The following is a 24,291-nucleotide window of genomic DNA, read 5'->3' as shown; positions in this document are numbered from 1 at the left end:
GCCAACACAATTTCCCTTCTGTTCATCGGGGTTCCCTACCGTCCGGCCTGTGGCCGACGAACCCGTGAAGAAAACCGTCTACCTGGCCGGACTCGCCTGGCGGCAGCTCCGCGACGACCCCGGGAGGGCGTCGCGGCTCGCCGTGCGGCTGGCCGCCCGGACCCCGCTCGGCGCCCGGCTGCGGCGCTCCCGCCTCGTCGTGCCGAAGCCCCGGGACGTGGGACGCGAGACGCGGGACCTGCGGCTCCTGCTCGCCGAACCCGCGCCCACGCGTGCGCGAGGGGCCGTCCAGGGCACGACCGTCCTGCAGTTCGTGACCAACGCCCTGCCGCGCACGAACGCGGGTTACACCGTCCGGACGCACCGGATCGCCCTCGCCCAGCGCGAGATGGGGCTCGATCCCCACATCGTGACCCGGCTCGGATACCCGCTCAGCCAGGGCATCGCCGACGGGCGGGCCCGCGTGGACGTGGACGGCGTCCCCTACCACCGGCTGCTGCCGTGGTTTCCGCGGACGGATCCGCGCGACACCGTGGCGAAGAGCGCCGACCTCGCCGGACGGCTGGTCGAGGAGCTGAGGCCGTCCGTCCTGCACGCGGTCAGCAACCACCTGAACGCGGCCGTCGCGCTGGAGCTCGGACGCCGCCACGGCGTCCCGGTCGTGTACGAGGTGCGCGGCTTCCTGGAGGACTCCTGGCTGTCCCGCGACCCCGCGCACCGCGAGGACGACGAGTTCTACCGGCTGACCCGCGAGCTGGAGACCCGCCGGATGGCCGAGGCGGACGCGGTCGTGACGCTCGGCGAGGCGATGCGCGCGGAGATCGCCTCCCGCGGGGTCCCCGCGGAGAAGATCTTCACGGTGCCGAACGGGGTGGACGAGGCGTTCCTCGCGCCGCTCCCGGACGGCTCCGGCCTGCGCGAGCGGCTCGGGATCGACCGCGGCGCCACCGTCGCCGGCCTGACGTCGTCGTTCTACGGCTACGAGGGCATCGACACGCTCATCGACGCCGCCGCCCTGCTGCGCGAGCGGGGCGCTCCGGTCACCCTCCTGCTGGTCGGGGACGGCCCCGAGCGCGGCGCGCTCGAACGGCGCGCGGCCGAACGCGGCGTCCACGCCGTGTTCACCGGCCGGGTGCCGATGGAGTCCGTTCGCCAGTACCACGCCGTCCTCGATGTCTTCGCGGTTCCGCGCCGGGCGGACCGGGTGTGCCAGTTGGTGACGCCTCTGAAACCGATCGAGGCCATGGCGGGGGGAATCCCCGTTATAGCCAGTGATGTCAAGGCTCTTCGCGAAATCGTGGAACCGGGCGTGACGGGGGCGTTAACAGTTCCGGAAGACCCGGAAGCCTGGGCGAATTGCCTGGAAGATCTGGCTTACAGTCCCGAAAGGAGACAGAAAATCGGGCGGTCGGCCCGTGAATGGGTCGCGGCGGAACGGACCTGGCGCGCCGTGACGGCCGGATACCGGGCCGCCTATCGCTTCCCGACACGCCAGAGCACATAGATCGAAGGGGGCTGCCGCGTGGATCTCGTGGTCATCGGACTCGGATACGTGGGGCTGCCGCTCGTGCGGGAGGCCTGCCGGGCCGGCCTGCGGGCCGGCGGGCTCGACCGGGACGCGCGCGTGGTCGCCGGCCTCAAGGCCGGGATGTCGCACGTCGACGACGTGTCGGCGGACGAGGTCGAGCACATGCTGCGGGCGGGGTTCGCCCCGAGCCTGCACGAGGACGTCCTGGACGGCGCGCGCACCGTGGTCATCTGCGTCCCGACGCCGCTCTCGCCGGAGGGCGGACCGGACCTGACCGCGGTGCGCGGCGCGGCCGAGACCGTCGCCCGCCACCTGGAGCCCGGGACGCTCGTGGTGCTGGAGTCCACCACCTACCCGGGCACGACCGAGGAGGTCGTGCGGCCGATCCTGGAGACGTCCGGCCTGGTCGCCGGGGAGGAGTTCCACCTGGCGTTCTCGCCGGAGCGGATCGACCCCGGCAACCCGGTCTACGGCGTCCGCAACACCCCGAAGATCGTCGGCGGGCTGACCCCGGCCTGCGCGTCGGCGGCCTCGGCGTTCTACGGCAAGTTCGTCGACCGGGTCGTGGAGGCCAAGGGGACGCGCGAGGCCGAGATGGCCAAGCTGCTGGAGAACACCTACCGGCACGTCAACATCGCGCTGGTCAACGAGATGGCGGTGTTCTGCAACGAGCTCGGCATCGACCTGTGGGACGCCATCGACTGCGCGGCCACCAAGCCCTTCGGGTTCCAGGCGTTCCGGCCGGGGCCGGGCGTCGGCGGGCACTGCATCCCGATCGACCCGAACTACCTGTCCTACAAGGTCCGCTCGCTGGGCTACCCGTTCCGGTTCGTGGAGCTGGCCCAGGAGATCAACGACCGGATGCCCCGGTACGTCGCGGAACGCGCCCAGCAGCTGCTCAACCGGGAGGGACGCGCGCTCAAGGGCGCCAGGGTCCTGCTGCTCGGCGTCACCTACAAGGCCGACATCGCCGACCAGCGCGAGTCGCCGGCCCGGCCGGTGGCGCGGCGGCTGGCCCGCCTCGGCGCCGACCTGTCGTTCCACGACCCGTTCGTCACCCTGTGGGAGGTGGACGGCGAGCCGGTGCCGTCCGCCGGGGACGACCTGGCCGCCGCCCTGGAGGCGTCGGACCTGGCGATCGTGCTGGCCGACCACGCCGCCTACGACGCGGCGACCCTGGCGCGGCACGCCCGGCTGCTGTTCGACACCCGCGGCCGGACGCGCAACGTCCAGCAGGACACCGTCGAGCTCCTGTGACGGGCGGGCGCATTTCGGTGGCGGGCTTCTTTGACAGGGCTTTTCCCATCGGCGGGTTCCGCGTGACCGGCGGCCTTCCCTTTCGTACGAGGAAGAGTAGCCCGGCAGCGTCCACGCCCCGGACAGCGGGAATTCATCGGCAATTTCCATCGGCACCCGAGACTCGCCGGTGATGGACGAATCGGACGTTGCGGAGTGAGTGTGATGCGGGTCTGCGTTTGCACGGTCGTGCACCACCCCGAAGACGCGCGCATTCTGCACCGGCAGATACGCGCCCTGCTCGACGCCGGCCACGAGGTCACCTACATCGCCCCTTTCCGGGCGTGCAACGCGACCCCGTGGCGCCAGATCAGCCCGGTGGACGTCCCGCGGGCCACCGGACGGCGCCGGGTCCGGGCCCTGCGCGCCGCCCACCGCGCGCTCGCCGAGCACGCCGCGTACGCCGACGTGGTCCTCCTGCACGACCCCGAGCTGCTGGTGTCGCTCCCGCGCGAACTCCAGGGCCGCACGGTCGTCTGGGACGTCCACGAGGACACCGCCGCGGCCCTGTCCGCCAAGGGCTGGGTGCCGGGGCCGGCCCGCCCCCTCCTGCGCCCGGCCGTGCGCCGCCTGGAGCGGCGCACCGAGCGGCGGCACCGGCTGCTGCTCGCCGAGGAGGGCTACCGGGACCGGTTCCGCGAGGACCACCCGGTCGTGCCCAACACCACCTACGTGTCCGACCTGCCGCCCGGACCGCCGGACGGCCGCCGCGCCGTCTACGTCGGGCAGCTCTCGCGGGCCCGCGGCGCCCTCGACATGATCGAGATGGCCCGGACGCTGGCCGCCGAGGGTGTGCTGGTGGAGCTGATCGGCGCGGCCGACGCCGACGTCCGGGACGCCCTGCGCGCGGCGCAGCGCGAGGGGATCGTGCGCTGGTACGGGTTCGTCCCGAACGACCGGGCGCTGCGCATCGCCGAGGGCGCGATGGCCGGGCTCGCGCTGCTGCACGACGAGCCGAACTACCGGCACTCCATGCCGACGAAGGTCGTCGAGTACATGGCCCGCGGCATCCCGGTGATCAGCACGCCGAACCCGCCGGCCGTGGGCATCGTGGAGCCCGCCGAGTGCGGGGTGATCGTCCCGTTCGGCGCCCCGGAGGCCGCCGCCAAGGCGGTCCTGCGGCTGCGGGACGACCCCGTCCTGCGCGCCGCGTTCGGCCGGCGCGGCTACGAGGCCGCCCGGGAGCGGTTCCACTGGCCCGTCCACGCCGAACGCTTCGTCGCCCAACTGGAGGCGTGGGCGGGCCGCTCCCCCACGGTCGTCGCGGAACCCGAGGCCGAGCCCGTCCCCGAGTTCTGAGCCGCCCGGCGGGGACGGGCGGCGGGCCCGGTCAGGACGGGGCCTCGGACAGGTGGCGCAGGCGGTAGGCGACGGACCGGGCCAGGCGGGCGGCGGCTCCCGGCGGGCGGTTCGCCTCGACCATCACCACGCACCGGCCGACCCGCAGCGCGATCATCCCGGCGGTCGGGCCGATCTCGTAGGCCTCGTCGCCCCCGATGTCGCGCCGCCGCCGGGCCTGCGCCTGCGCGGCCTGCAGCGACTCCAGCATCCGCGACGCCGCCGCGTCGGTGTCGGCCACCCAGCGGACGCTCACCGTGAGGCCGGTGACGGCGGCCTCCGGGCCGTCGTCGCGCTCCGGGCCGCCCTCCCGCGGCCCGGCGGAGGGATCGGGCGTGGCCGAGCCCGTCGCGCTCGGCTTGGGCGACGGCGACACACGCGCGCCGGACCCGGCCGGGTCGCGCCTGCCGCCGCGCGGCGTGTACGTGCAGGACACCGGGTGCGGAAGGCGCACCGACCCGGCCGACGCGCGGCGCGGCCCGGTGACGTAGCCGGTCAGGCGCGCCGCGGCCAGATCGGGCTTCCTGAGCAGGGAGCACGCGTCCGGCCAGTCCTTCGCCGGCACGCCGCCGAGTTCCGGCGGCCCGGTGCCGGCGAGCCCGCCGCGCAGGGCGACCAGCCGCGCCGCGCCGTCCGGGCGCGGCGCTGCCTGCGGGAGGGCCGCGTACAGCAGCCCGCCGGCGGCCGCCAGCCAGGGCCGGACGCCCGGCAGGTCGGGGTCCATCGAGAACGGCGCGGGCGCGGTCGTGGTGCTCCCGTCGCCGGGCTCGACGATGTCGACGCCCGCGGGCAGCAGCCGCTCCGACAGCCGCGGGCGCAGCGCGAACACCTGCCCGCCGGCCTGCGCGAGGGCGGTGTACGCGGGCACGTCCCGGCTCCACCCGACCCGCCCGGACCGCACGTCCACCGCCTCCATGCGGGCTTCCTCCGCCGCCACGCCGCCGGCGCCCGCGCCGCCGGTCCCCGTCCCGGCGCCGGCCCCCTCGGTGCCCGTCCCGTCCGGGTGGTAGACGACCACGAGCCGCCCCGGCGCGAGCACGCCCGGGCACATCAGGTCGCCGCAGACCCCGTCGCCCTTCCAGACCGCGAACTGGCGGCCGCCGTCGTCGAACGCGCGCAGGGCCGTCCCGTCCGAGACGAGCGTCACGCCGTCCAGCATCGACACCTCGGGAGACTCCCGGGAGTCGAGCCCCCGTTCCCAGCGCACGAGGCCCTTCGTCGGGTCGAGCGCGAGCAGCCGGCTCCGGCGCCCCTTGCCGCCGCCGGGGCCCGCGCAGCGCAGGCCCACCGCGGCGAGCCCCTCCCGGCCGTCGGACGGGTGCGCCCCGCCCTCGAACAACCAGCAGCCGCGCGGCAGGGCCAGCCGCCACACCCGGTTCCCCGTCACGGCCGACACCCCGAACAGCGTCCGGCGCCCCTCGTCGGCGGTGAGCAGCACGTCGGACCCGGCGGGCCAGCGCAGCGTCGTCCGGGACACCGCGGCGGGACGCTCGTCCGCGCGCCGCCACAGCTGCCCGCCCGACAGCGCGTCGAACGCGACGAGCGTCCGCTCGCCGCGGTCGCCGTCCCGCTCGAAGTAGGCGACGACCCGCGACCCCGTGGACGTCCAGCCGAGCAGGGACCACCCGGCGCGCCGGTAGCTCCAGCGGGCCCCGCCGGTGCGCGCGTCGCGCGCCTCGATGCCGTGCCCGGACGCCGTCACGACCTGCCCCTGCGCGACCTGGTAGGCGACGCCGTCGTAACCCGCGACCGAGCCGCGGTGCGTCCGCGTCGAATGCTCCCAGCTCACCGCCAGCGGGCCCGGCGGCGGACCCACGCCGCTCTGCGGCGCCACGGGCTCCCCGGTCACGGTGTGGCGGACCTGCCACCACTCGGCGCGCAGCACGTAGGTGTCGACGAGGACGACGCAGAGCGCGACGGCGACCGCCCCGGACAGGAGGCCGAGCGTGACGCGGACCCTGCCCACGGACTCCGGTCGGCCGTCAGGCCGCTGCCGGCTCCCGACCACGACCGCGCCGCCTCCCTCCACGTACGGTTATCACCGAGGACTGCTCATATGGACGACACCCACCATGCCCTGTACGGGGCTCCCGCGCGACACGGCCGGGAAGAACGGAGCGAACCCGTGGAGGTCTTCACCCGCTGGCACGCCTGGGAGACGGCCCGCGCGGACATCGTCGCGTCCGGCGCGCCCGTCGACGTGGACGGCCTGGAACGGGCCGTCGCCGCCGCCCTGCGCTGGCACGGCGACCAGCGGCGGCCGACCGGCGACCCCTACGTCGAGCACCTGCTGGAAGCCCTCGAAGTGCTGGTGCGCGGGGCGGGGGTGACGACGCCCGCCGTCCTGTCCGCCGCGGTCCTGCACGACGTCGTCGAGGACACGCCCGCCTCCCTCGCCGACGTCGAGGCCGAGTTCGGCCCCGAGGTGACCGAACTGGTCGACTGGGTCACCAAGCCGCCCGCCGCGGGCGCCGGGCGCCAGGCCAAACGCGCCGCCAAGGCCGCCTACCTGCGGCGCCTGGGCGAGGCCCCTCGCGAGGCGGTCCTGGTCAAGCTCGCCGACCGCGCCAGCAACGTGCAGACCCTCGACCGGATGGCGCCGGACTTCCAGCGCCGCTACTACGCCGAGACGCTCACCTACGTCGTCCCGCTGGCCGAGTCCGAGCCGTGGTTCAGAGCCTGGTATGCCGACTGGCGGCGCCGTTTCGCCCACCTCCTGTGACCCACCGGTCATCGAGTGGGAGGATGCGGTCCCATGGAGCGCGAGTGGGTCGTCGAGGAGAGCGTGGTCGTCGCCGCGCCGGCGCGGGACGTGTACGCGGCCGTCGCGGATCTGCGGCGGATGGGCGAGTGGAGCCCGGAGGTGTTCGCGACGTGGGTGCGCGGGCGCGCCGTCAGGCCGGGGACGAGGTTCGTCGGCTTCAACCGCCTCGGCTGGCGCGTGTGGTTCACCACCTGCCAGGTGAGCGCGGCGGTGCCCGGTGAGGTGTTCGCCTTCCGGGTGTCGAGCTTCGGGGTGCCGGTGGCGCTGTGGGGGTACCGGTTCGAGAACGTCTCCGAGGACCCGTCCGCGCCCCGCACCCGCCTCACCGAGTACTGGGAGGACCAGCGCCGCGACCACCGGGGCGCCGGGTTCGTGTCGCTGCTCGGCAAGGTCTTCACCGGCGTCCCCGCCGGGGAGCGCGCCGAGGTGAACCGCGAGGGGATGCGCGCCACGCTCGACCGGATCCGGACGGCCGTCGGGAAGGGCTGACCCCCTTGCCGGGCTCCGGTGCTTGGCAGCAAAACGAGAACCTGTTCTACTTAGTGGTGTGACCACGACCGCACACGCGCACATGATCCAGGGCGAGCGGGTCGCGCTCCCGGTACGGATCCGTGACGCCGCCGTCGGCTCGGCGATGTTCGTCGTGCCCGCCCGCGCCGCCCAGGACGTCATCGCCTACTCCGGGCTCGCCGTCGCGGAGCCGCTGCCCGGCAGGGCCGTCTGCTCGCTGGCCTTCGTCCGGTACGCCGAGGGCGACCTCGGCCCCTACCACGAGTTCGCCGTCGCGTTCCTGGTGCGCCCGCCCGGCGAGGCGCCGTCGCAGGGCGTGCTCGGGCGGATGCGCGGGATCGGCGCGTTCATCCACTGGCTGCCGGTCAACCAGGAGTTCACCCTGGAGGCCGGACGGACGATCTGGGGCTTCCCCAAGGAGATCGCCGACATCCCCATGGACCTCTCCGGGCGCGTGAAGCGCTGCGCGGTGCGGTTGGGCGGGCGGACGGCGATCGAGGTGGCGATCCGGCCGGGCGTGCCGACGCCGGCCGGTTCGGCGGCCCCGAGCGTCGACGCCTACTCCTGCCTGGACGGCGTGACCCGCCGGACGCCGTGGACGCTCACGCCGTCCGGCGTCCGGACCCGTCCGGGCGGCGCGAAGGTCGTCCTCGGCGACCATCCGGTGGCCGACGAGCTGCGCGGCCTCGGGCTCGACCGGGCGCGGGCGCTCACCACGAGCACGGTCGGGCATCTGCGGATGGTCTTCCAGGGCGCCGAGGAGGTGCGCACGTGAAGCGGACGGCCCTGGTGACCGGCGCCGCGCACGGGCTCGGCGCCATGGCGGCGCGACGGCTCGCCGCGGCGGCGTGGGACGTCGTCGCGGTGGACGTGGACGAGCTCGGCCTCGCCAAGACGGCGCAGCGCTCCCCCAACACCCACGCGCGGGTGTGCGACGTCACCGACCCCGGCGCCGTGGCGGGGGTGCTGGCGATGGCCGGCCCGGTGCACCGCGTCGTCCACGCCGCGTCGGCCGCGCCGTCCGGGCCGGTCCTGGCGCGGCCGCTCGGCGAGGTGGAGGACGACCTGCGGACGAACGTCCTCGGCGCCGCCGTCGTCGTCCAGGCCACTCTGCCGGGGATGCTGGAACGGCGGGCCGGAGAGCTGTTCCTCTGCCCGGACGCCTCGGGCCCGCCCGCGAGCCCGTCCGCCGCGGCCGTGGCCGCCTACGCCGACGCGCTCTGGGCCGAGCACGGCGGGCAGGGCGTGACGCTGCGCTGCGTCCACGCGGCCGCCGGGACGCCGCACGGCCTCGTCCTCGACGCGATGGACCGCTCGCTCGCGCGCCCCGCCCCGGACGTCCACGTACGGGTCCGGCCGGCGCGCCGACCGCTCCTGGCGGCGCTCGCCCGACGCTGAACGTCACCCGGACCGCATAAGCTGTCTCTTTCGCCTTCGGGGTGCCGGGGATGTCCCCGGCATGACACACGCGCGAGGAGCAGCCTGCATGTCGTCCCAGGTCAACGGGCGCCCGACCGATCCGCGCGGCACGGTCAAGGACCGGGAGATCGCCGCCGAACAGCGCTACGTCGACACCGCCTACACGCGGCTGGAGGAGATGCGCGCGGACGCCCAGGCCATGATCCGCGAGGGCTACCGCCAGTCGCTCGCCGGCACCAAGGGCTCGCTCGTCGACCGGGACGCGATGGTCCACCAGGCGGCCCTGCGCGTCCAGGCCCTCGACGTGGCCGACGACGGCCTGGTGTTCGGCCGGCTCGACCTGGCCTCCCGCGAGGTCCGCTACATCGGCCGCGTCGGCGTCCGCACCAGCGAGCACGACTCGCTCGTCATCGACTGGCGGGCGCCCGCCGCCGAGGACTTCTACCGCGCCACCCCCGAAGACCCGCGCGGCGTCGTGCGCCGCCGCGTGCTGCACTCGCGCGGCCACACCGTCGTCGACCTGGAGGACGACCTCCTCGACCCCGAGGCGTCCGACGGGATGACCGTCATCGGCGACGGCGCGTTCCTCGCCTCCCTCGCCCGCACGCGCGAGGGCGCGATGCGCGACATCGTCGCGACGATCCAGCGCGAGCAGGACGAGGTGATCCGGGCCCCCGCCGACGGGACGGTCCTGGTGCGCGGCGCCCCCGGCACCGGCAAGACGGCCGTGGCGCTGCACCGCGTCGCCTACCTGCTGTTCCGGCACCGCCGCCGGTTCGGGTCCCGCGGCGTCCTCGTCGTCGGCCCGAACCGCAGGTTCACCGCCTACATCGAGCGCGTGCTGCCGTCGCTCGGCGAAGGGTCGGCGACGCTCCGCTCGCTCGGCGACCTCGTCGACGGCGCCACCGCCACCGTCCACGACACGCCGCGGCTCGCCCGCGTCAAGGGCGCGGAGGCGATGGTGACGGTGCTGCGGCGCGCCGTCGCCGACCACGCCCCCGGCGCCCCGGACGAGCTGCGCGTGGTGTTCAAGGGCGTCGTCGTCGCCCTGGACCGCGCCCGCCTCGACCGCATCCGGAACGAGGTCCACCGGCGCAGCCGCGGCAGCGTGAACGCGGCCCGCGGCCGGGCCGCGGAGATGCTCCTGGACGCCCTCTGGCACCGCTTCGGCGAGGTCGGGGGCCCCGAGGCGGCCGAGGCCGAGGAGGGCGCCGAGGCGGGCCTGTGGAACGCGATCCTCGCCGCCGACGGGCTGGCCTCCCTCGACGAGGAGCCCGCGCGCGGCAACGGGGCCGCGGGCGGCGACCCGAAGCGCGCCCAGTTCGACGCGCGGGTCCGCGAGCAGCGCGCGTTCACCGACTTCCTCGTCGCCTGGTGGCCGATCCGCCGCCCGCTGGACGTGCTGCGCTCGCTCGGCGACCCGTCCCGCCTGCGCCGCGCCGCCGGGCGCGACGTCGACCGCGCCGACGTCGAGCCGCTCGCCGCCTCCTGGGCCGGCGACGGCGCGCCGCTCAGCTACCAGGACGTCGCGCTGCTCGACGAGATCGACGCGCTGCTCGGCTCCCCGCCCCGGCCGTCCCGCCGCCGCGGCGCGCCGTCCGAGGACGACCCGTTCGTCGTGGACGGCGTCAACATCCTCACCGGCGAGGAAGTCGTCGACGAGACGTGGGAGCCGGAGATGCGGGAGCTCACCACGTCCATCGAGCGGCTGGAGCGCTCCCGCCGCGTCGACGACGGCGTGGTCGAGGAGCGCCCCGAGTACGCGCACCTCGTGGTGGACGAGGCGCAGGACCTGTCCCCCATGCAGTGGCGGATGCTCGGCCGCCGCGGCCGCCAGGCGAGCTGGACGGTCGTCGAGGACCCGGCCCAGAGCGCCTGGGAGGACCTGCCCGCCGCCCGGCGGGCGATGGAGGCCGCGCTCGGCGGCGAGCGCCCCGCGTCCCGGAACCGCCGCCGGGGCCGCAAGGCGCCCCCGCCCCGCGCCCGGCACGAGTACGAGCTGACCACGAACTACCGCAACTCCACCGAGATCGCCGCCGTCTCCGCGCGGGTGCTCGCCCGCGCGCTGCCGGACGCGAAGCCGGCCCGCGCCGTCCGCACGTCCGGGATCGAGCCGGTCGTCCGGGTCGTCCCCGAACCCGGGCTCGGCTCCGCCGCCCGCGCCGCCGTCGAGGAGCTGCTCGGCCAGGTCGACGGCACCATCGGCCTGATCGTCCCGCTCTCCCTGGAGGAGTCCGGCGGCCAGGCCTCGCTGTTCGGGGGGTCCGCCGCCGCCTGGGACGCCGCCGAACGCGACCGGCTCGGCGCGGGACTGCCCGAGCGCGTCCAGGTGCTCGACGTCCTGGAGGCCAAGGGCCTGGAGTTCGACGCCGCCGTGATCGTGGCGCCGGAGACCGTCGCCGCCCAGTCCCCGCGCGGGCTGCGCGTGCTGTACGTGGCGGTGTCGCGGGCCACGCAGCGGCTGACCGTCCTCACCGCCGACCCCGGGTGGAGGGACGCGCTGGTCACCGGCTGACGGGGCCCTGCGCCGCTCCGCCCGGCGTTAGGCTGACGCTGCCCCATCCGCACGGGTGAACGGAGACCGATGAGCGGCCGCAATCCCGCACCCAGGCGCAGCTACGCAGGCCGGTCGGCCGAGGAGCGCCGTGCGGAGCGGCGCGACCGCCTGCTGGCCGCCGGGCTCGAACTGTTCGGGACGCGCGGGTACGCGGCGACGTCCATCGAGCGGCTGTGCGCGACCGCGAGCGTGTCGACCCGCAACTTCTACGAGGAGTTCTCCGGGCGCGAGGAACTGCTCACCACGCTGCACCGCGGGATCAACGAGCGCGCCGCCGAGGCCGTCTCCGCCGCGTACGGGAGGGAGGCGGGCGCCGCCTTCCCGGCCCGCGTCGAGAGCGCCGTCCGCGCGTTCGTCACCGTCACCGCGAGCGACCCGCGCTGGGCCCGCATCGCGTTCGTCGAGGTGATCGGCGTCAGCGCCGGCCTGGAGCGGCACCGCTTCCGCTGGCGCGGCCAGTGGGAGGACGCGATGCTCGCGATGGTCCGCGAGGCCGCCGGGCGCGGCGAGGCCGCCGACCGCGACCACCGGCTCACGATGATCGCCGTCATCGGCGCCGTGAACAACCTCGTCCACCACTGGTCGGCCCGCGACCAGCACGTCCCCCTGGACGACATCACCACCGAACTGACCCGCCTCATCGTCGCGGCCGTGACGACCCCCTGACCCGTGGCGTGAGGATCGTCCGGCGCGTGGCGGGAGTCCCAGGGGGTCGCCCCCCTGGGAAGGCGCGAACCCCTAGATGATCGGGGGGCGGCCTGTGCGGGTCATGCGCCAGGCGGTGCGGTAGGAGATGGGGCGGCGGGGCCCGGCGGACTTGCGCCAGCCCTCCACGAAGCCCTTGAACCACGGCTTGAGGGCGCTCGGCTTGCGCTCGCGCAGGAGGGTCATGCCGACCCAGACGGCGAGGTAGGTGAGCGCCAGCGGCCACGGCAGGTTGCGGCGCGCCAGCCACACGCGGTTGCGGGCGTTGTAGCGGTAGAACATGGCGTGCCGCGTCGGCAGGACGGCGGGGTGGAACATCACCGCCGAGGCGTCGTAGACGATGCGGTAGCCGGCGTTGAGGATCTGCCAGGCGAGGTCGGTCTCCTCGTGGGCGTAGAAGAAGTCCTCGGGGAGGCCGCCGCCGGCGTCGAACGCGGCGCGGCGGATCGCGCAGGCGCCGCCGAGGAACGTGGTGACGGGGGACGAGCGCTCCGGGTCGCCCGCGCGCAGGCGCGGGACGTGGCGGCGCTCGCCGCGCCCGCCCTCGGGGTCGCGGACGCGGAACGAGACGACGCCGAGGTCGGGCTCGGCGGAGAACCGGTCGCGCAGGTGGGCGCCGAGGCGGGGCGAGCGGTACCAGCCGTCGTCGTCCAGGAACAGGATGACGTCGCCGCAGGACGCCTCCACGCCGCGGTTGCGGCCGCCCGGGATGCCGAGGTTCTTCGGGAGGCTGAGGGTCTTGACGCGCTCGTCGTCGAACGGCGGCGCGCCCGCCGCCTCGCCGACGGGGTCGGCGCCGTTCCCGACGAGGACGACCTCGACGTCCACGTGCTCCTGCTCCAGGGCGCTGCGGACGGCGCGGGCGAGCTCCTCCGGCCGGTTGCCCATGGTGAGGACGACGACGGACAGTTTCACTTCAGCCTCCGGGAGGCCAGGATGCTGACGAGGTGCAGCAGGGTCTGCAGGACGGCGACGGCGGCGACGGCGACCGTCAGGACGCGGACCGCGACGGGGTCGTCCGCGCCGGTGAGGGTGTCGATCACGGCGGCGGCGAGGATCAGCAGCGACAGCTCGACCGCGCCGATGATGCGGTGGAAGCGCAGCATGGACGCCGCCTGCCGGGCCAGCGCGATGCCGGTGGAGCGGGGCCGCAGCGCGCGGTCGCCGCCGGTCGGGTCGGCGGTCAGCCCGGACTTGGCGCGGGCGACGACGACGTTGTCGGTCTCCGCCTTGATCAGCGCGGCGCCGAGGGCGGCGAGCAGGCCGAGCTCGACCCAGCCGCCGTTCTCCCAGCCGCCCTGCGCCATGAAGCCGAGCCCCGCGAGCAGCGACACCTCCGACAGGTAGTGGCCGATCCGGTCGAGGAACACCCCGGCGACCGACGTCTGCCGCAGGTAGCGGGCGACCTCGCCGTCGACGCAGTCGAGCAGCAGGTAGACCTGGATGAGGAACGCGCCGGCGAGGGCCGTCCACAGCGGGTCGACGGGCAGCGACACCGCGACGCCGGCGAGGACGCCGCTGAGCATCATCAGGTAGGTCAGCTGGTTGGGGCTGAACCCGAGGCGCAGCGAGATCCACGCGAAGTACGGGGAGAGGTCGCGCATGTAGAGGCGGCCGGCCCAGTGCTCCTCGTTGCGCCGGTCCTTCAGACCGGGCGGCTGGCCGTACCGGCGGATGTCGGCGACCTTCGCGCCCTTGCGGTGCGGCCGGTGGTCGTCGCCGGACGGCTCCGCGGGGCCGGGTGGTTCGGGGGAGCCGGGGGGCTGCGGGGAAGGGTTCTGCCCGGACAGCTCAGCCTCCATGGGCCTGGACATACTCGTGCACCGCCTTGCGGGTCTCGCCCTCGTCGAGGCTGAGGTGTTCCAAGATCGTATAGCGGCCGGGGCGGGTCTGCGGGGCGTACAGCACCGCCTCCGCGAACTGCTCGGCGGACAGCCCGATGTCGGCCGGGAACCGGGGCAGTCCGTGGCGTCCGAGGCAGGCGAGGATCTCTTCGAGCCGCTCCTCGCCCGCACCGAGCCGGGTGGCGCGCAGGTGGTAGCAGAACGCGGCGCCGATCCCGGCCAGCTCGCCGTGGTTGGCGGTGTCCGGGAAGAGGTGGTCGATGGCGTGCAGGATCTCGTGGTCGCCGCCGGACGCCGGGCGGGAGTCGCCGGCGAACGCCATCGCCATGCCCGACAGGACGAGCCCCTCGGCGAGGACCGTCAGGAACCGGTCCGAGTCGATCGAGCCGGGCTGGTGCAGCAGGGCCTCGGCGGCGGTGCGCGCCACGGTGAGCGCCATCCGGTCGATCCGCTCGCCGCACTCGTCGGCCGCGAGGAGCCAGTCGTCCACGGCGGAGAAGTTGCTCACCACGTCGCCGATCCCGGCGCGGACGAGCCGGTCGGGCGCGGCGCGCACGTAGTCGAGGTCGACGATCATCGCCAGCGGCATCACGACGCCGAACGAGCCCTTGCCCTTGTCGTGGACGAGGGAGGCGACCGGCGAGCAGATCCCGTCGTGCGACAGGTTCGTGGCGACCGACACCATCGGGATGCCCGACAGCGTCGCCGCGTACTTGGTGGCGTCGATCGTGCGGCCGCCACCGATGCCGACGACCGCCTCGTAGGACCCGGCGCGCAGCCGGGAGCCCAGGTTGACCGCCGCCTCGACGGTGCCGCCCTCGACGTGGAACACCTCGCAGGCGGCCAGGGACGGCCGGACGTGCTCGGCGATCTGGTCGCCCTGGCCGGGACCGACCGCGATCGCGACGCGCCCCTCGGTGGCGATCCGCCTGTCGGCGAGCAGCTCGCCGAGGGTCGCCACGGCTCCCCGCCGCACGTCGATGGAGAGCGGCGCGTTCAGCATCCGCGTCAGCAGGGGCATGGGCCTCCTCGTGCCGTCGTGCGGTCGGTTCGTGCCGTGCGTGCGGTCAGTAGCCCTTGGCGATCCGGCGGGCCTTCTCCAGGTCGTCGTGGTTGTCGACCTCGACCCAGTCGACCTCGCCGATCGGCGCGACGCCGATGCGTCCGCCGCGGTTCACGAGCTCCTGGTAGCCGTCCTCGTAGTAGAGGTCGGGGTCGCCCTCCCAGGTGGCCTTGAGCGCGTCGGCCAGCGGCCCGGCGGCGGCGGGCTCGATCAGGGTGGCGCCGATGTACTCGCCGTTCGCGGTGGCGGGGTCCATGAGCTTGGTGATGGTCTTCAGGCGGCCCTCGCCGTCGAGGATCACCTTCATCTCCTCGTCGGCGAGAGTTTTCACGTCGTCCACCGCCAGGAGGATGTCCGGTCCGCGGTTCGCCAATAGTGTCTTCTCGACGCTCACCGGATGGACCGTGTCGCCGTTGACCATCAGGACGCCCTTGGAGAAGTGCTCCCGAGCGAGCCACATGGAGTAGGCGTTGTTCCACTCCTCGGCCTTGTCGTTGTGGACGAGCGTCAGCGACACGCCGTACCGCTCCTCGAGGGCGGCCTTGCGGTCGCGCACGGCGTCCGCGCAGTAGCCGACCACGATGACGACGTCGGTCAGCCCGACCTCGGCGAGGTTGCCGAGGGCGATGTCGAGGATGGTGGTCTCGCCGTTCACGGGGACCAGGGCCTTGGGGAGGGTGTCGGTGTACGGCCGCAGCCTCCGGCCCGCGCCCGCCGCCAGCACCATGCCGATCATGCTTTCTTCTCCCTCTCGCCGTGGGGCCCGTCCCCCACACCCTCGGACAACTTCTTCGTCAGGTCGATCGTCACTGCGCCGGCGCGGCCGTGCCGCGCCCACGTGGCGGCGCTCTCTCCGCCGGACAACACGCCAAGGTAGGCGGCCAGCGCCGCGTACGCGAACGGAAGCGGCGCGAACGCCCCCGCGAAGGCCGTGAACAGCATCCGGCCCTCCCAGCCGAGTCCGGCGAGGCGGACCCACCGCGGCGGCCGGCGCCCCTGGCGGGTGCGGTAGGCGGCGTCGTAGTGGTGGAGCGCGAGAACCGTGAGCAGCACGTAGACGAGCGGCGCCGGGACTGCCCGCGCGTCCCCCAACACGGCGAGGTAACCATACTCGATCCCGCGCAGAATAGGCGGAACCAGCCAGTCCAGCCGCCCGGCGTGGGGGTTCTCGGACGCGGGCCCGGCCAGCAGCAGCACGACGAGCGGCGCGAACACCGCCGGCTCGGGCCCGAGCCGCGTTCCGGGCAGCGGGCCCGCCGCGAGCAGGACGGCCGCGGCGGCCGCCGCGAGGACGGCGGCCGGCAGCGGCGGGAGCCGCCCGCCCGACGCCCGGCCGAGGGCGCGCGAGAGCGGGCCGTCGTCGCGGTACGTCCGCACGCCCGTCATGGCGCCAGCGACCTCGCCGCCCGTCCGCCCAGGGACAGCGCGGCGGCGGCGGAGCCCCACGCGAGCAGGGCCGCGAACGTCAGCCGCGCGTCGGCGAGGGCGGCGGTGACCGCGATCAGCGCGAACCGCTCGCCGAACGGCAGCCGCAGGCTCTCGGCGGCCCGCCCCGCGACCCCGCCCCGGCGGGACGGGCGCGGGCGGCGGGCGCGCCGGCCCGCCGCGTACGAGGCCGAGACCGTGTGGCGGACGGACAGCAGCGCCGCCGCGCCCACCGCGAGCCACCACGCGCTCCGCCCGGCGGCCGTGGCGCCGGCCGCCAGGCCCGCGTAGACGGCGAGCTCCCCGACGCGGTCGAGGACGGCGTCCGGCCGGACGGCGAACGGGTTCGCCCGGCGGCCGAGGCCGGCGCCCGCCTGCCCGAGGACGAGCGAGGCGGCCAGCAGCGGCGCGCCGGCGACCAGGCCGCCGCGCGCCCCGTCGGAGAACCACACCGCCGCCAGGCCCGCGAGCGCGAGCGAGGACGCCGACACGGCTCCGGCGGTGATCCCGCGCTCACCGGCCCACCGGGCGACGACCGCGGCGCAGGGCCCGGTCAGGTAGGCGGCGACGAGGCCGCCCGGCTCGGCGGGGCCGCGCGGGCGCGCGCCCTCCGCATCCAGGGTGTCCACGGCATCGGCGGCCTCTCGATCCGGGCGGATGATCGCGGGGTGGTCCGGTACGTTGAGCGTGACCGGCCGCTCACGCGCGGGCGCCTGATCCATCGGTGCCTCCAGCCGGTCACAGAAGCAGTGCAGTGCAAAGCGTAGTAGCTCGACTACGCAGAGTCATGGAAACCGGGAGAGATGGCGACGCGGACGGTTGCGGTGGTCCTCGCCGGCGGGGTCGGCGCGCGCATGGGCGCCGGCCGCCCCAAACAGCTCATGGAGGTCGGCGGGCGGCCGATCCTGGCGCACGCGGTCCACGCGTTCGACTCCCATCCGGGCATCGGCGAGGTCGTGGTGGTGATGGCGCCCGGGCATCTGCGCGAGGCCGCCTCGATCGCGGCGCCGTTCCGCAAGACGGCGGCGGTGATCGAGGGCGGCTCGACCCGGACCGCGTCCACCGCGGCGGCGCTGCGCCTGCTGGAGGACCGCCCCGACGACGTCCGCGTGCTGTTCCACGACGCGGCCCGCCCGTTCGTCGGCCGCCCGGTCATCGACCGCGTGCTGGACGCGCTGGACGCCTGCGAGGCCGTCGCGGTCGGCGTGCCGTCGCCCGACACGATCGTGGTGGTCGAGGACGGGACGGTCGCCTCGATGCCGCCGCGCGAGACGCTGGCCCGGTTCCAGACGCCGCAGGGCTTCCGGCTCGGCACGATCCGCAAGGCCTACGAGCTGGCCCTCGCCGACCCGGGGCTGCGCGCCACCGACGACTGCGGGATCGTGCACCGCTACCTGCCGGACGTCCCGATCCGGGTCGTGACGGGCAGCGAGCGCAACCTCAAGGTCACCCAGCCGCTCGACGCCGTCATCGCCGAACATCTCGCCAGCGAGGAAGCACCGTGATCTTCGAGAACACCCCCACCGTCATCGGCCACCGCGGCTTCGGCTCGGGCGAGGTCGTCCCGCCCGGCGCGCAAGAGGCCGTCGCCGAGAACACGCTGCCCTCGATGCTCGCCGCGGTGGAGGCCGGCCTGTCCTGGATCGAGATCGACGTGACGCGGACCGCCGACGACGCCCTCGTCCTGCGGCACGACCCGACGACCGTGGACGGCGACCACCTGGTCGACCTGCCCGCCACCGCGAGCGGGCTGCCGCTGCTCACCGAGATCTTCGACGCGCTGCCGGCGGACGTGGCGGTGGACGTGGACGTCAAGACCGTGCTGGAGGACGCGCTGGACGAGCCGTCCCGCCGCACCGGCGCGCTCCTGGCCCCGGTGCTGAGGCGGGAGGCGGAGCGGCGGCGGCTGCTGGTCACCTCGTTCGACCCGTCGCTGCTGATGTTCCTGCGCGAGGAGGCGCCGGGGGTCCCGCTCGGGCTGCTGACCTGGCTGCGGTTCCCGCTGTGGCACGCCGTCCCGGCCGCGGCGGGCCTCGGCATGGACGTCGTCGCCGTGCACACCGGCTCGTGCGGCATCGAGCACCCCGACACGCGGCTGCGGCCGCTGGAGCACTGCGTGGAGATCGCCCACAAGGCGGGCCTGGAGGCGATCGCGTGGTGCCCGTCGGCCGAGGCCGCCCCGACCTACGCGGAGGCCGGGTTCGACGCGATGGTGGTCAACGACGTCCCCGGCGCGCTCGCGGCCGTCCGGGCGTAGCGGAGGGGCGGCGCCGGCCGGACGGTCAGCTCGGGCGGTTGCCGCCGTACATCTGCGTCCACTCGCCGGGGGACTCGTCGTCGTCGGAGCGGCCGCTCCGAGCGGGCGGCTCGGACCGGCTCTCCTCGGCGTGCCGCGCCGGCGGCAGCGGAGGCGGGTTCGAGGAGGGCTGCTGCCCGTACTGCGGCGCGCCGTGCCAGGGCGGGCTCTGCCCCGGCGCGGGAGGCGGCTGGGGCGCTCCCATGGGCGCCTGGCCGCCGGGCATGGGCGGCGGGCCCATCGGCGCGGGAGGCGGGCCGCCGTACCGCGGCCCGGCCGCGGTGCGGGCCCTCCACCGCGACGGCGCGAGGGAGGCGACCAGGAACGCGACGCCCAGCAGGAGGAAGACCCCGTACGGGGCGAGCGTCGTGTAGCCCTGGTAGAGCTGGCGGCCCAGCAGATCGCGTCCGGAGTGCTCGACCGCGAAGCGCGGCGACGCGAGCCAGAGGAGGCCGATCGCCGTGTAGGCGGCCCCCGGGATCAGCGAGGCGAGCGGCGAGAGGCGCGACCCGGCGGCCAGGCCCACCAGCACCGCCGCCACCACGACCAGCGCGGCGCCGATCCAGCGGTCCTCGCCGCCCCGGGTGAAGAAGTACCGGAAGTAGTCCGTGAACTTGGTCGTGCTGAACATCAGGCACAGCGCGATCACCGGGGTGACCACGAGCCCGACCAACACGCCGAGACCGTGGCGCGCTCCGTTGGACATGGCCACCTCCGAACCGCGACGGGCGAGATCCCGCCAAACCTAACGGTCAGACGGGCCGCGCACCATGGCGGTTCGGAGGTGATCGTACTTTTTTGCCCCGTTACTGAATGGATTCGCCCGGTTTGATCGGAGCGGGCTGGCCGAGCCGCGGCGGGCTGGTCAGGAATCCGACGCCCCAGGTCACGTGCATGGTGGCGAAGACGAGCGGGAGCCGGATCCAGGCGGCCGGAGGCAGCCCGCGCCCCTCCACGGCCGCGCCGGCGATCATCGCGGCCGCGTACCCGCCGGGCAGGATCCACCCGGGCCAGAACCCGAACGCCCCCGCGACCACGCCCGCCGCCATCGCCACGACGGCGATCGGCGGCGCGAGGTAGCGCAGGTTGAGCGTGCCCTGGTGCTCGCGCCCGACGACGCGCCGCCAGCGCCCGGTGTGGAAGTACTGCTTGGCGAGGGCCCGCAGGTTGGGCCGGGGCCGGTAGGTGACGCGCATGCGGGGCGTGAAGTAGATCCGGCCGCCGGACTGCCGGATGCGGTGGTTCATCTCCCAGTCCTGCGCGCGGGTGAACGTCTCGTCGTAGCCGCCGACGCGGTCGAGCGCGCTGCGGCGGAACGTGCCGAGGTAGACCGTCTCCACCTCGCCCGCCTCGCCGCCGGTGTGGAAGCGCGCGTTGCCGACGCCGAGCTTGGAGGTCATCGCGCGCGCGACGGCCTTCTCGAACGGGGTGACGCCCTCGGCCGCCATGATCCCGCCGACGTTGTCGGCGCCGGTCTCCTCCATCGTCTCGACGGCGGCGCGCACGTAGTCGGCGGGCAGCAGGGAGTGCCCGTCCACCCGGACGATGATCGAGTACTGCGAGGCCTTGATCGCGATGTTGAGGCCCTGGGGGGTGCGCCCCGTCGGGTTCGCGACGACGATGAGGCGCGCGTCCTCCGTGGCCAGCTTGCGGGCGATCTCCTCGGTGCGGTCGCGGGACGGCCCGATGGCGAGCACGAGCTCCAGCTCGCCCGGGTAGTCCTGGCTGAGGATGCGGCGCACGGCGTCGGTCAGGTGGCGCTCCTCGTTGAGGACCGGCATCACCACCGAGACGGCGGGCCACGTGCGCTGACCGGAGTCGGGAAGGGGCTTCACGGCGTAGCGGGTTTCCTGGTTCATGGCGCGCTGGGCATGGGGAGACGAATTCATGTGGGCTCGCGGGCGCTCCCGTCCGGCGGACCGGAGTGAGGCGCCCCTTCCTCTCTCTTGCTCGCTTGTCTGACGCAGCCCACGCCACCCAGGTTTGCGTGCGGGCCGCCGGGGTGTGGTCAAGACGGCGCCACGTTACTGCAAGGACACGAGGTCCAGGTAGCGAACGGACGGGTGTCCCCCACTTTAGAGTGGTGGGGACTCGCGTCAGCACGTGATCTTCGGGAGGCGGCGGCCGGTATGGCAGACGGGCACGACTCGGGTCGCGGCGACGCCGACCCCCTGGAGCGCTACTTCCGGCCGCGTCCCGGCGCCCACGCGGCCGAGGACGACGGCGACATCGAGGGCGTGACCATCGACGGGATGCCGGCGCCGCGCGTCCCGGTGGAGAGCCCGCGCGGGCCGCGCCGGCCGGGCCGGGGGCTGAGCCCGCGGGCGGCGACGAGCGCGCGGCGGCAGAAGCGCTTCCTCACCCTGACCGGGACGGCCTCGGCGTTCGTGCTGCTGACCTCGGGCGGCGCGTGGGCGTTCCAGAACTACGTCACGGGCATGATCGACAAGGTCTCGGTCGGCGGGCTCGGCAAGGGCAGGGACACGCCGAAGGGCGCCATGACCATCCTGGTCGCCGGCGTCGACCGGCGCGAGGGCCTGACGAAGGAGCAGCAGAAGGCCGCCAAGCTCGGGCACGAGGCGGGCGAGCGCTCCGACACGATGATGCTGGTGCACGTGTCCCGCGACCACGACAGCGTGTCGGTCGTGAGCCTGCCCCGCGACTCCTACGTGACCATCCCGGGGCACAGGTCGAACGGGTCGGAGGGGGCCAAGGGCACGCGGGTCCCGGCCCGTCCCGGCAAGCTCACCTGGGCCTACCAGTTCGGGGGGCCCGACCTCACCGTCAGCACGGTCAAGCAGGCCACCGGCGTGTCGATCGACCACTACGTCGAGGTGAACTTCTACGGGTTCGTGCACATGGTCGACGCGATCGGCGGCGTGGACGTGTGCACGGAGCAGGCCGTCGACGACAAGAAGAGCGGCCTGAAGCTCCCGGCGGGCAAGTCGCACGTGGACGGCCTGAAGGCCCTGGCGTTCGCCCGCGCCCGCTACTCCCTGACGGGCGGCAGCGACCTCGGCCGCATCGACCGGCAGCAGCAGTTCATGGCGGCGATGATGAAGCAGGCGCTGTCGACGAAGACGCTCGGCGACCCGGTCAAGTCCACGAAGTTCCTGAACGCCTCGCTGAAGTCGCTGCGCGTCGACGAGAAGCTGGCCGACAACCTGCCGGGCCTCGCCGACCAGATGAAGAACCTGTCGACCGACGACGTCACGTTCGCGAAGGTGCCGCTGTCGAACCCGGCCTACAACACCGTGCTGTGGAACGCGCCGTCCCAGCAGTCGACCGTCCAGTGGGACCAGCACAAGGCGCGCGACCTGTTCACCCGGCTCCGCCGCGACCAGCCGCTCGCGACGGAGAGCCCGAAGCCGAGCGCCACGCCGACGAAGAAGGCCGAGAACGAGCTGACGGTGCCGCCGGGCGACATCTCCGTCCGCGTCCTCAACGCGATCGGCACCCGGGGCCTGGCCACCAAGGCGGGCGGCGAGCTCCGCAAGGCCGGCTTCAAGGTGTCCGTCGCGCCGGGCGTGGCGCGCCGCGGGCAGCAGACCACGCAGATCCTGTACGGGCCGGGACGGGAGGACTCGGCCCGGACCCTCGCCGCCGCGATCCCGGACGCCAAGCGAAAGAAGGTCTCCTCGCTCGGCTCCCAGGTGCAGGTGATGGTCGGAGCCGACTGGGACGGCGCGGACTGGGCCGGCGTGAAGGAGGTCGAGGTGAAGGAGTCGCCGAGCGCCACGCCGACGGAAGGGGGGTCGTCCATCGAGACCGGCACGGCCACCCAGAAGCTCTGCGGCTGACCCGGGCGTCCCCGCCGCCCCCGCCTTCTAGAATGTTCTTCTAGTCATGGGCGGGGAGGACGCAGCATGGGCGAGGACGTGCCGGCCGGATCGTTCTACGAGCCGCTCGGCGGCGGGCGGTTCGCCTCCACACCCGCGACGGCGGGCCCCTGGTCGCCGGGCCTCCAGCACGGCGGCCCGTTCTCGGCCCTCCTCGGGCGGGCCTTCGAGCGGCACGACCCCGTCCCCGGCACCCGGGTGGCGCGGGTGACCGTCGAGATCCTCAGCCCCGTGCCCGTGGCGGAGCTGGAGGTCGCCGTGCGCACGGTCCGCCCCGGCAGGAGGGTCGCCCTCCTCGAAGGCGAGATCACGCACGAGGGGCGGCCGGTCGCCCGCGCGAGCGCCTGGCGGATCATGGCGGCCCCCGCGCGCCTGGAGCCGGTCGTGCACGCCGCCGCGCCGCCGGACCTGCCCGAGGCGACGGAGCCGTTCGGCGCGTGGGCGGGCATGCACCGGGACGGCTACCTGTCCGCGATGGAGTGGCGGCTCGTCAGCGGCGCCTTCGGCGAGCCCGGCCCGGGGACGGTCTGGGCGCGGCCGCGGATCCCGCTGGTCGCGGGCGAGGCCGACACGCCGCTCGTCCGCGCGCTGACGCTCGCCGACAGCGCGTCGGGCGTCGGCAGCCAGCTCGACGTGGCCGAGTGGCTGATCATCAACACCGACGTGACCGTCGCGCTGCACCGCGACCCCGCGGGCGAGTGGCTGTGCCTCGCCGCGTCCCTGGACGCCGCCCCGGGCGGCAGCGCGCTCTGCCAGGGGACGCTCGCCGACCGCTCGGGCGAGCTCGGCCGCGTCCTGCAGACCCTCCTCGTGGACGAGCGCCCGCGAGGCTGAACACGGCCCGCCCAGCCGATCAACACTCTGCGTGACATTCTGCTACGGTGAGTAACGCCCGGGCGACAGAGAGCACAGTTCCCACCTCGTCAGGAGTGCAGAGATGTCCACAAGGATTCTCGGCTTGCTCACCACGACCGCCGCCATCTCGGTGGCGCTCAGCGGCGGCATCGCCGCCGCGAGCGTCGCGCGCACCGCGCCTCCGCCGGCCCCGCCGCAGGCGGACGCCCCGCCCGGCACGAACCCGGCGCTCGGCACCGGCCCGTTCACCATGGACTCGTCGTCCGACCCGGCGCCGGACCAGAACGCGGCGGCGAACGCCGAGCCGAACACCGCGCAGGAGCCCGCCGCCGCTCCCAGGCCGAACGCCGCACCGGAGCAGGAGGCCGCGGCGCCCAAGGCGCCGAAGGGCAGGTCCGAGGCCAGGGACGGCACCGACCTGAAGGCCTGCGAGGACGCCGAGTGCCAGGTCGAGATCAAGGACGGTCAGACGATCAAGTTCGACCGCAGGCTCGGGTTGGACCCGCTGCACGTCAAGGTCGACGGCAACCGGCTGATCTTCTCCTCGCGCGGCCGCAACGGCGTGATGGTCGCCTCGATGGACGCGTCCTGGCCCCGCGCCACCGCGACCTTCAACGGCCTCACGCTGCGGCCGCACCGCGCCAAGAACGGCGCCATGATCCTCGACGTCTCGCACGACTGAGCCGACCGGGGCGACGAGCCGCGTACACGGAGGGGCGGGCCATGCGGCCCGCCCCTCCGTGCGCGCCGCCGTGTCCTACCTGAGGATCTGGCGGGCCATGACCATCCGCTGGATCTGGTTGGTGCCCTCGTAGATCTGAGTGATCTTGGCGTCGCGCATCATCCGCTCCA

At 74.6% G+C, this 24,291-nt stretch carries 24 protein-coding genes; 14 read left to right on the top strand and 10 right to left on the bottom strand.

Features of this window, described 5'->3' with window-relative positions; all coding sequences use genetic code 11:
- Window positions 1-49: 49 nt before the first annotated feature.
- From AB0C87_RS10135 to AB0C87_RS10125, 3 genes are all read left to right on the top strand, one after another.
- The gene (locus AB0C87_RS10135; protein WP_360577154.1) at window positions 50-1,504 is read left to right on the top strand and encodes a glycosyltransferase family 4 protein; all 1,455 of its coding nucleotides are present in this window, start codon (window positions 50-52) and stop codon (window positions 1,502-1,504) included.
- Between the two features lie 18 nt (window positions 1,505-1,522).
- On the top strand, window positions 1,523-2,785 hold the full coding sequence (locus AB0C87_RS10130; protein WP_345177663.1) for a nucleotide sugar dehydrogenase: 1,263 nt from the start codon (window positions 1,523-1,525) through the stop codon (window positions 2,783-2,785).
- Between the two features lie 204 nt (window positions 2,786-2,989).
- Complete coding sequence (locus AB0C87_RS10125; protein ID WP_360577153.1) at window positions 2,990-4,123, top strand: glycosyltransferase family 4 protein; 1,134 nt, start codon at window positions 2,990-2,992, stop codon at window positions 4,121-4,123.
- A gap of 31 nt (window positions 4,124-4,154) precedes the next feature.
- Here the strand turns inward: AB0C87_RS10125 and AB0C87_RS10120 are convergent, their stop codons facing one another.
- Complete coding sequence (locus tag AB0C87_RS10120; protein ID WP_360577152.1) at window positions 4,155-6,128, bottom strand: PQQ-binding-like beta-propeller repeat protein; 1,974 nt, start codon at window positions 6,126-6,128, stop codon at window positions 4,155-4,157.
- A 159-nt stretch (window positions 6,129-6,287) separates the two neighbouring features.
- On the opposite strand from AB0C87_RS10120, the gene AB0C87_RS10115 reads away from it, so the two are divergent.
- The 6 genes from AB0C87_RS10115 (at window position 6,288) to AB0C87_RS10090 (ending at window position 12,078) form a co-directional block, all read left to right on the top strand.
- Window positions 6,288-6,884, top strand: a complete 597-nt coding sequence (locus tag AB0C87_RS10115; RefSeq protein ID WP_360577151.1) for an HD domain-containing protein — start codon at window positions 6,288-6,290, stop codon at window positions 6,882-6,884.
- 33 nt (window positions 6,885-6,917) lie between these two features.
- On the top strand, window positions 6,918-7,415 hold the full coding sequence (locus AB0C87_RS10110) for an SRPBCC family protein (RefSeq protein WP_345177653.1): 498 nt from the start codon (window positions 6,918-6,920) through the stop codon (window positions 7,413-7,415).
- A gap of 58 nt (window positions 7,416-7,473) precedes the next feature.
- Entirely contained in the window at window positions 7,474-8,211 is a 738-nt protein-coding gene (locus tag AB0C87_RS10105; RefSeq protein WP_360577150.1) for an acetoacetate decarboxylase family protein, read from the top strand.
- The gene (locus AB0C87_RS10100; protein ID WP_353835551.1) at window positions 8,208-8,834 is read left to right on the top strand and encodes an SDR family NAD(P)-dependent oxidoreductase; all 627 of its coding nucleotides are present in this window, start codon (window positions 8,208-8,210) and stop codon (window positions 8,832-8,834) included. The genes AB0C87_RS10105 and AB0C87_RS10100 overlap by 4 nt, the downstream gene beginning before the upstream one ends.
- Window positions 8,835-8,922: 88 nt before the next feature.
- On the top strand, window positions 8,923-11,370 hold the full coding sequence (locus AB0C87_RS10095; RefSeq protein WP_353835552.1) for an AAA family ATPase: 2,448 nt from the start codon (window positions 8,923-8,925) through the stop codon (window positions 11,368-11,370).
- Between the two features lie 69 nt (window positions 11,371-11,439).
- Window positions 11,440-12,078: a TetR/AcrR family transcriptional regulator gene (locus tag AB0C87_RS10090; protein ID WP_345177645.1), complete on the top strand. Its 639-nt coding sequence runs from the start codon at window positions 11,440-11,442 to the stop codon at window positions 12,076-12,078.
- A 72-nt stretch (window positions 12,079-12,150) separates the two neighbouring features.
- Here the strand turns inward: AB0C87_RS10090 and AB0C87_RS10085 are convergent, their stop codons facing one another.
- The 6 genes from AB0C87_RS10085 to AB0C87_RS10060 are packed head-to-tail and all read right to left on the bottom strand — an operon-like array spanning window position 12,151 to window position 17,171.
- Complete coding sequence (locus tag AB0C87_RS10085) at window positions 12,151-13,032, bottom strand: glycosyltransferase family 2 protein (RefSeq protein WP_345177642.1); 882 nt, start codon at window positions 13,030-13,032, stop codon at window positions 12,151-12,153.
- A complete protein-coding gene (locus AB0C87_RS10080) occupies window positions 13,029-13,919 on the bottom strand; it encodes a CDP-alcohol phosphatidyltransferase family protein (RefSeq protein ID WP_345177639.1) in 891 nt (296 codons plus the stop codon). Before AB0C87_RS10080 ends, AB0C87_RS10085 begins: the two co-directional genes overlap by 4 nt.
- Window positions 13,909-14,982: an iron-containing alcohol dehydrogenase family protein gene (locus tag AB0C87_RS10075; protein ID WP_345177635.1), complete on the bottom strand. Its 1,074-nt coding sequence runs from the start codon at window positions 14,980-14,982 to the stop codon at window positions 13,909-13,911. Before AB0C87_RS10075 ends, AB0C87_RS10080 begins: the two co-directional genes overlap by 11 nt.
- A gap of 46 nt (window positions 14,983-15,028) precedes the next feature.
- Window positions 15,029-15,760: a sugar phosphate nucleotidyltransferase gene (locus AB0C87_RS10070; protein WP_353835553.1), complete on the bottom strand. Its 732-nt coding sequence runs from the start codon at window positions 15,758-15,760 to the stop codon at window positions 15,029-15,031.
- Window positions 15,757-16,410 (bottom strand): DUF5941 domain-containing protein, encoded by a 654-nt coding sequence (locus tag AB0C87_RS10065; RefSeq protein ID WP_360577149.1) that lies wholly within the window; start codon window positions 16,408-16,410, stop codon window positions 15,757-15,759. The genes AB0C87_RS10070 and AB0C87_RS10065 overlap by 4 nt, the downstream gene beginning before the upstream one ends.
- The gene (locus AB0C87_RS10060; protein WP_353835739.1) at window positions 16,407-17,171 is read right to left on the bottom strand and encodes a hypothetical protein; all 765 of its coding nucleotides are present in this window, start codon (window positions 17,169-17,171) and stop codon (window positions 16,407-16,409) included. The genes AB0C87_RS10065 and AB0C87_RS10060 overlap by 4 nt, the downstream gene beginning before the upstream one ends.
- Before the next feature lie 81 nt (window positions 17,172-17,252).
- Here AB0C87_RS10060 and ispD point away from each other — a divergent pair, with 81 nt between their 5' ends.
- Together ispD and AB0C87_RS10050 are read left to right on the top strand one after the other, a co-directional pair.
- The gene (ispD, locus tag AB0C87_RS10055; RefSeq protein ID WP_360577148.1) at window positions 17,253-17,954 is read left to right on the top strand and encodes a 2-C-methyl-D-erythritol 4-phosphate cytidylyltransferase; all 702 of its coding nucleotides are present in this window, start codon (window positions 17,253-17,255) and stop codon (window positions 17,952-17,954) included.
- The gene (locus tag AB0C87_RS10050) at window positions 17,951-18,706 is read left to right on the top strand and encodes a glycerophosphodiester phosphodiesterase (RefSeq protein WP_360577147.1); all 756 of its coding nucleotides are present in this window, start codon (window positions 17,951-17,953) and stop codon (window positions 18,704-18,706) included. Before ispD ends, AB0C87_RS10050 begins: the two co-directional genes overlap by 4 nt.
- A gap of 25 nt (window positions 18,707-18,731) precedes the next feature.
- Here AB0C87_RS10050 and AB0C87_RS10045 read toward each other — a convergent pair whose 3' ends face one another.
- Together AB0C87_RS10045 and AB0C87_RS10040 are read right to left on the bottom strand one after the other, a co-directional pair.
- Complete coding sequence (locus tag AB0C87_RS10045) at window positions 18,732-19,451, bottom strand: hypothetical protein (RefSeq protein WP_345187736.1); 720 nt, start codon at window positions 19,449-19,451, stop codon at window positions 18,732-18,734.
- 100 nt (window positions 19,452-19,551) lie between these two features.
- Complete coding sequence (locus tag AB0C87_RS10040; protein ID WP_345187739.1) at window positions 19,552-20,604, bottom strand: glycosyltransferase family 2 protein; 1,053 nt, start codon at window positions 20,602-20,604, stop codon at window positions 19,552-19,554.
- Window positions 20,605-20,874: 270 nt separating this feature from the next.
- Between AB0C87_RS10040 and AB0C87_RS10035 the strand changes: the two genes are divergently transcribed.
- The 3 genes from AB0C87_RS10035 (at window position 20,875) to AB0C87_RS10025 (ending at window position 24,121) form a co-directional block, all read left to right on the top strand.
- Window positions 20,875-22,545 (top strand): LCP family protein, encoded by a 1,671-nt coding sequence (locus AB0C87_RS10035; RefSeq protein ID WP_345187742.1) that lies wholly within the window; start codon window positions 20,875-20,877, stop codon window positions 22,543-22,545.
- A gap of 66 nt (window positions 22,546-22,611) precedes the next feature.
- Window positions 22,612-23,418, top strand: a complete 807-nt coding sequence (locus tag AB0C87_RS10030) for a thioesterase family protein (RefSeq protein ID WP_345187744.1) — start codon at window positions 22,612-22,614, stop codon at window positions 23,416-23,418.
- A 103-nt stretch (window positions 23,419-23,521) separates the two neighbouring features.
- Window positions 23,522-24,121 carry a hypothetical protein gene (locus tag AB0C87_RS10025; RefSeq protein WP_353835734.1) on the top strand — a complete coding sequence of 200 codons (600 nt, stop codon included), beginning with the start codon at window positions 23,522-23,524 and terminating at the stop codon, window positions 24,119-24,121.
- Window positions 24,122-24,196: 75 nt separating this feature from the next.
- Here AB0C87_RS10025 and AB0C87_RS10020 read toward each other — a convergent pair.
- Window positions 24,197-24,291, bottom strand: a 95-nt coding sequence (locus tag AB0C87_RS10020; protein WP_360577316.1) for an acyl-CoA dehydrogenase family protein, incomplete at its 5' end; no start/stop codon positions are given.

The sequence above is a fragment of the Actinomadura sp. NPDC048021 genome (assembly GCF_040653135.1).
GTDB lineage: Bacteria > Actinomycetota > Actinomycetes > Streptosporangiales > Streptosporangiaceae > Spirillospora > Spirillospora verrucosospora.
This window is presented reverse-complemented; position numbering and strand designations above follow the sequence as displayed.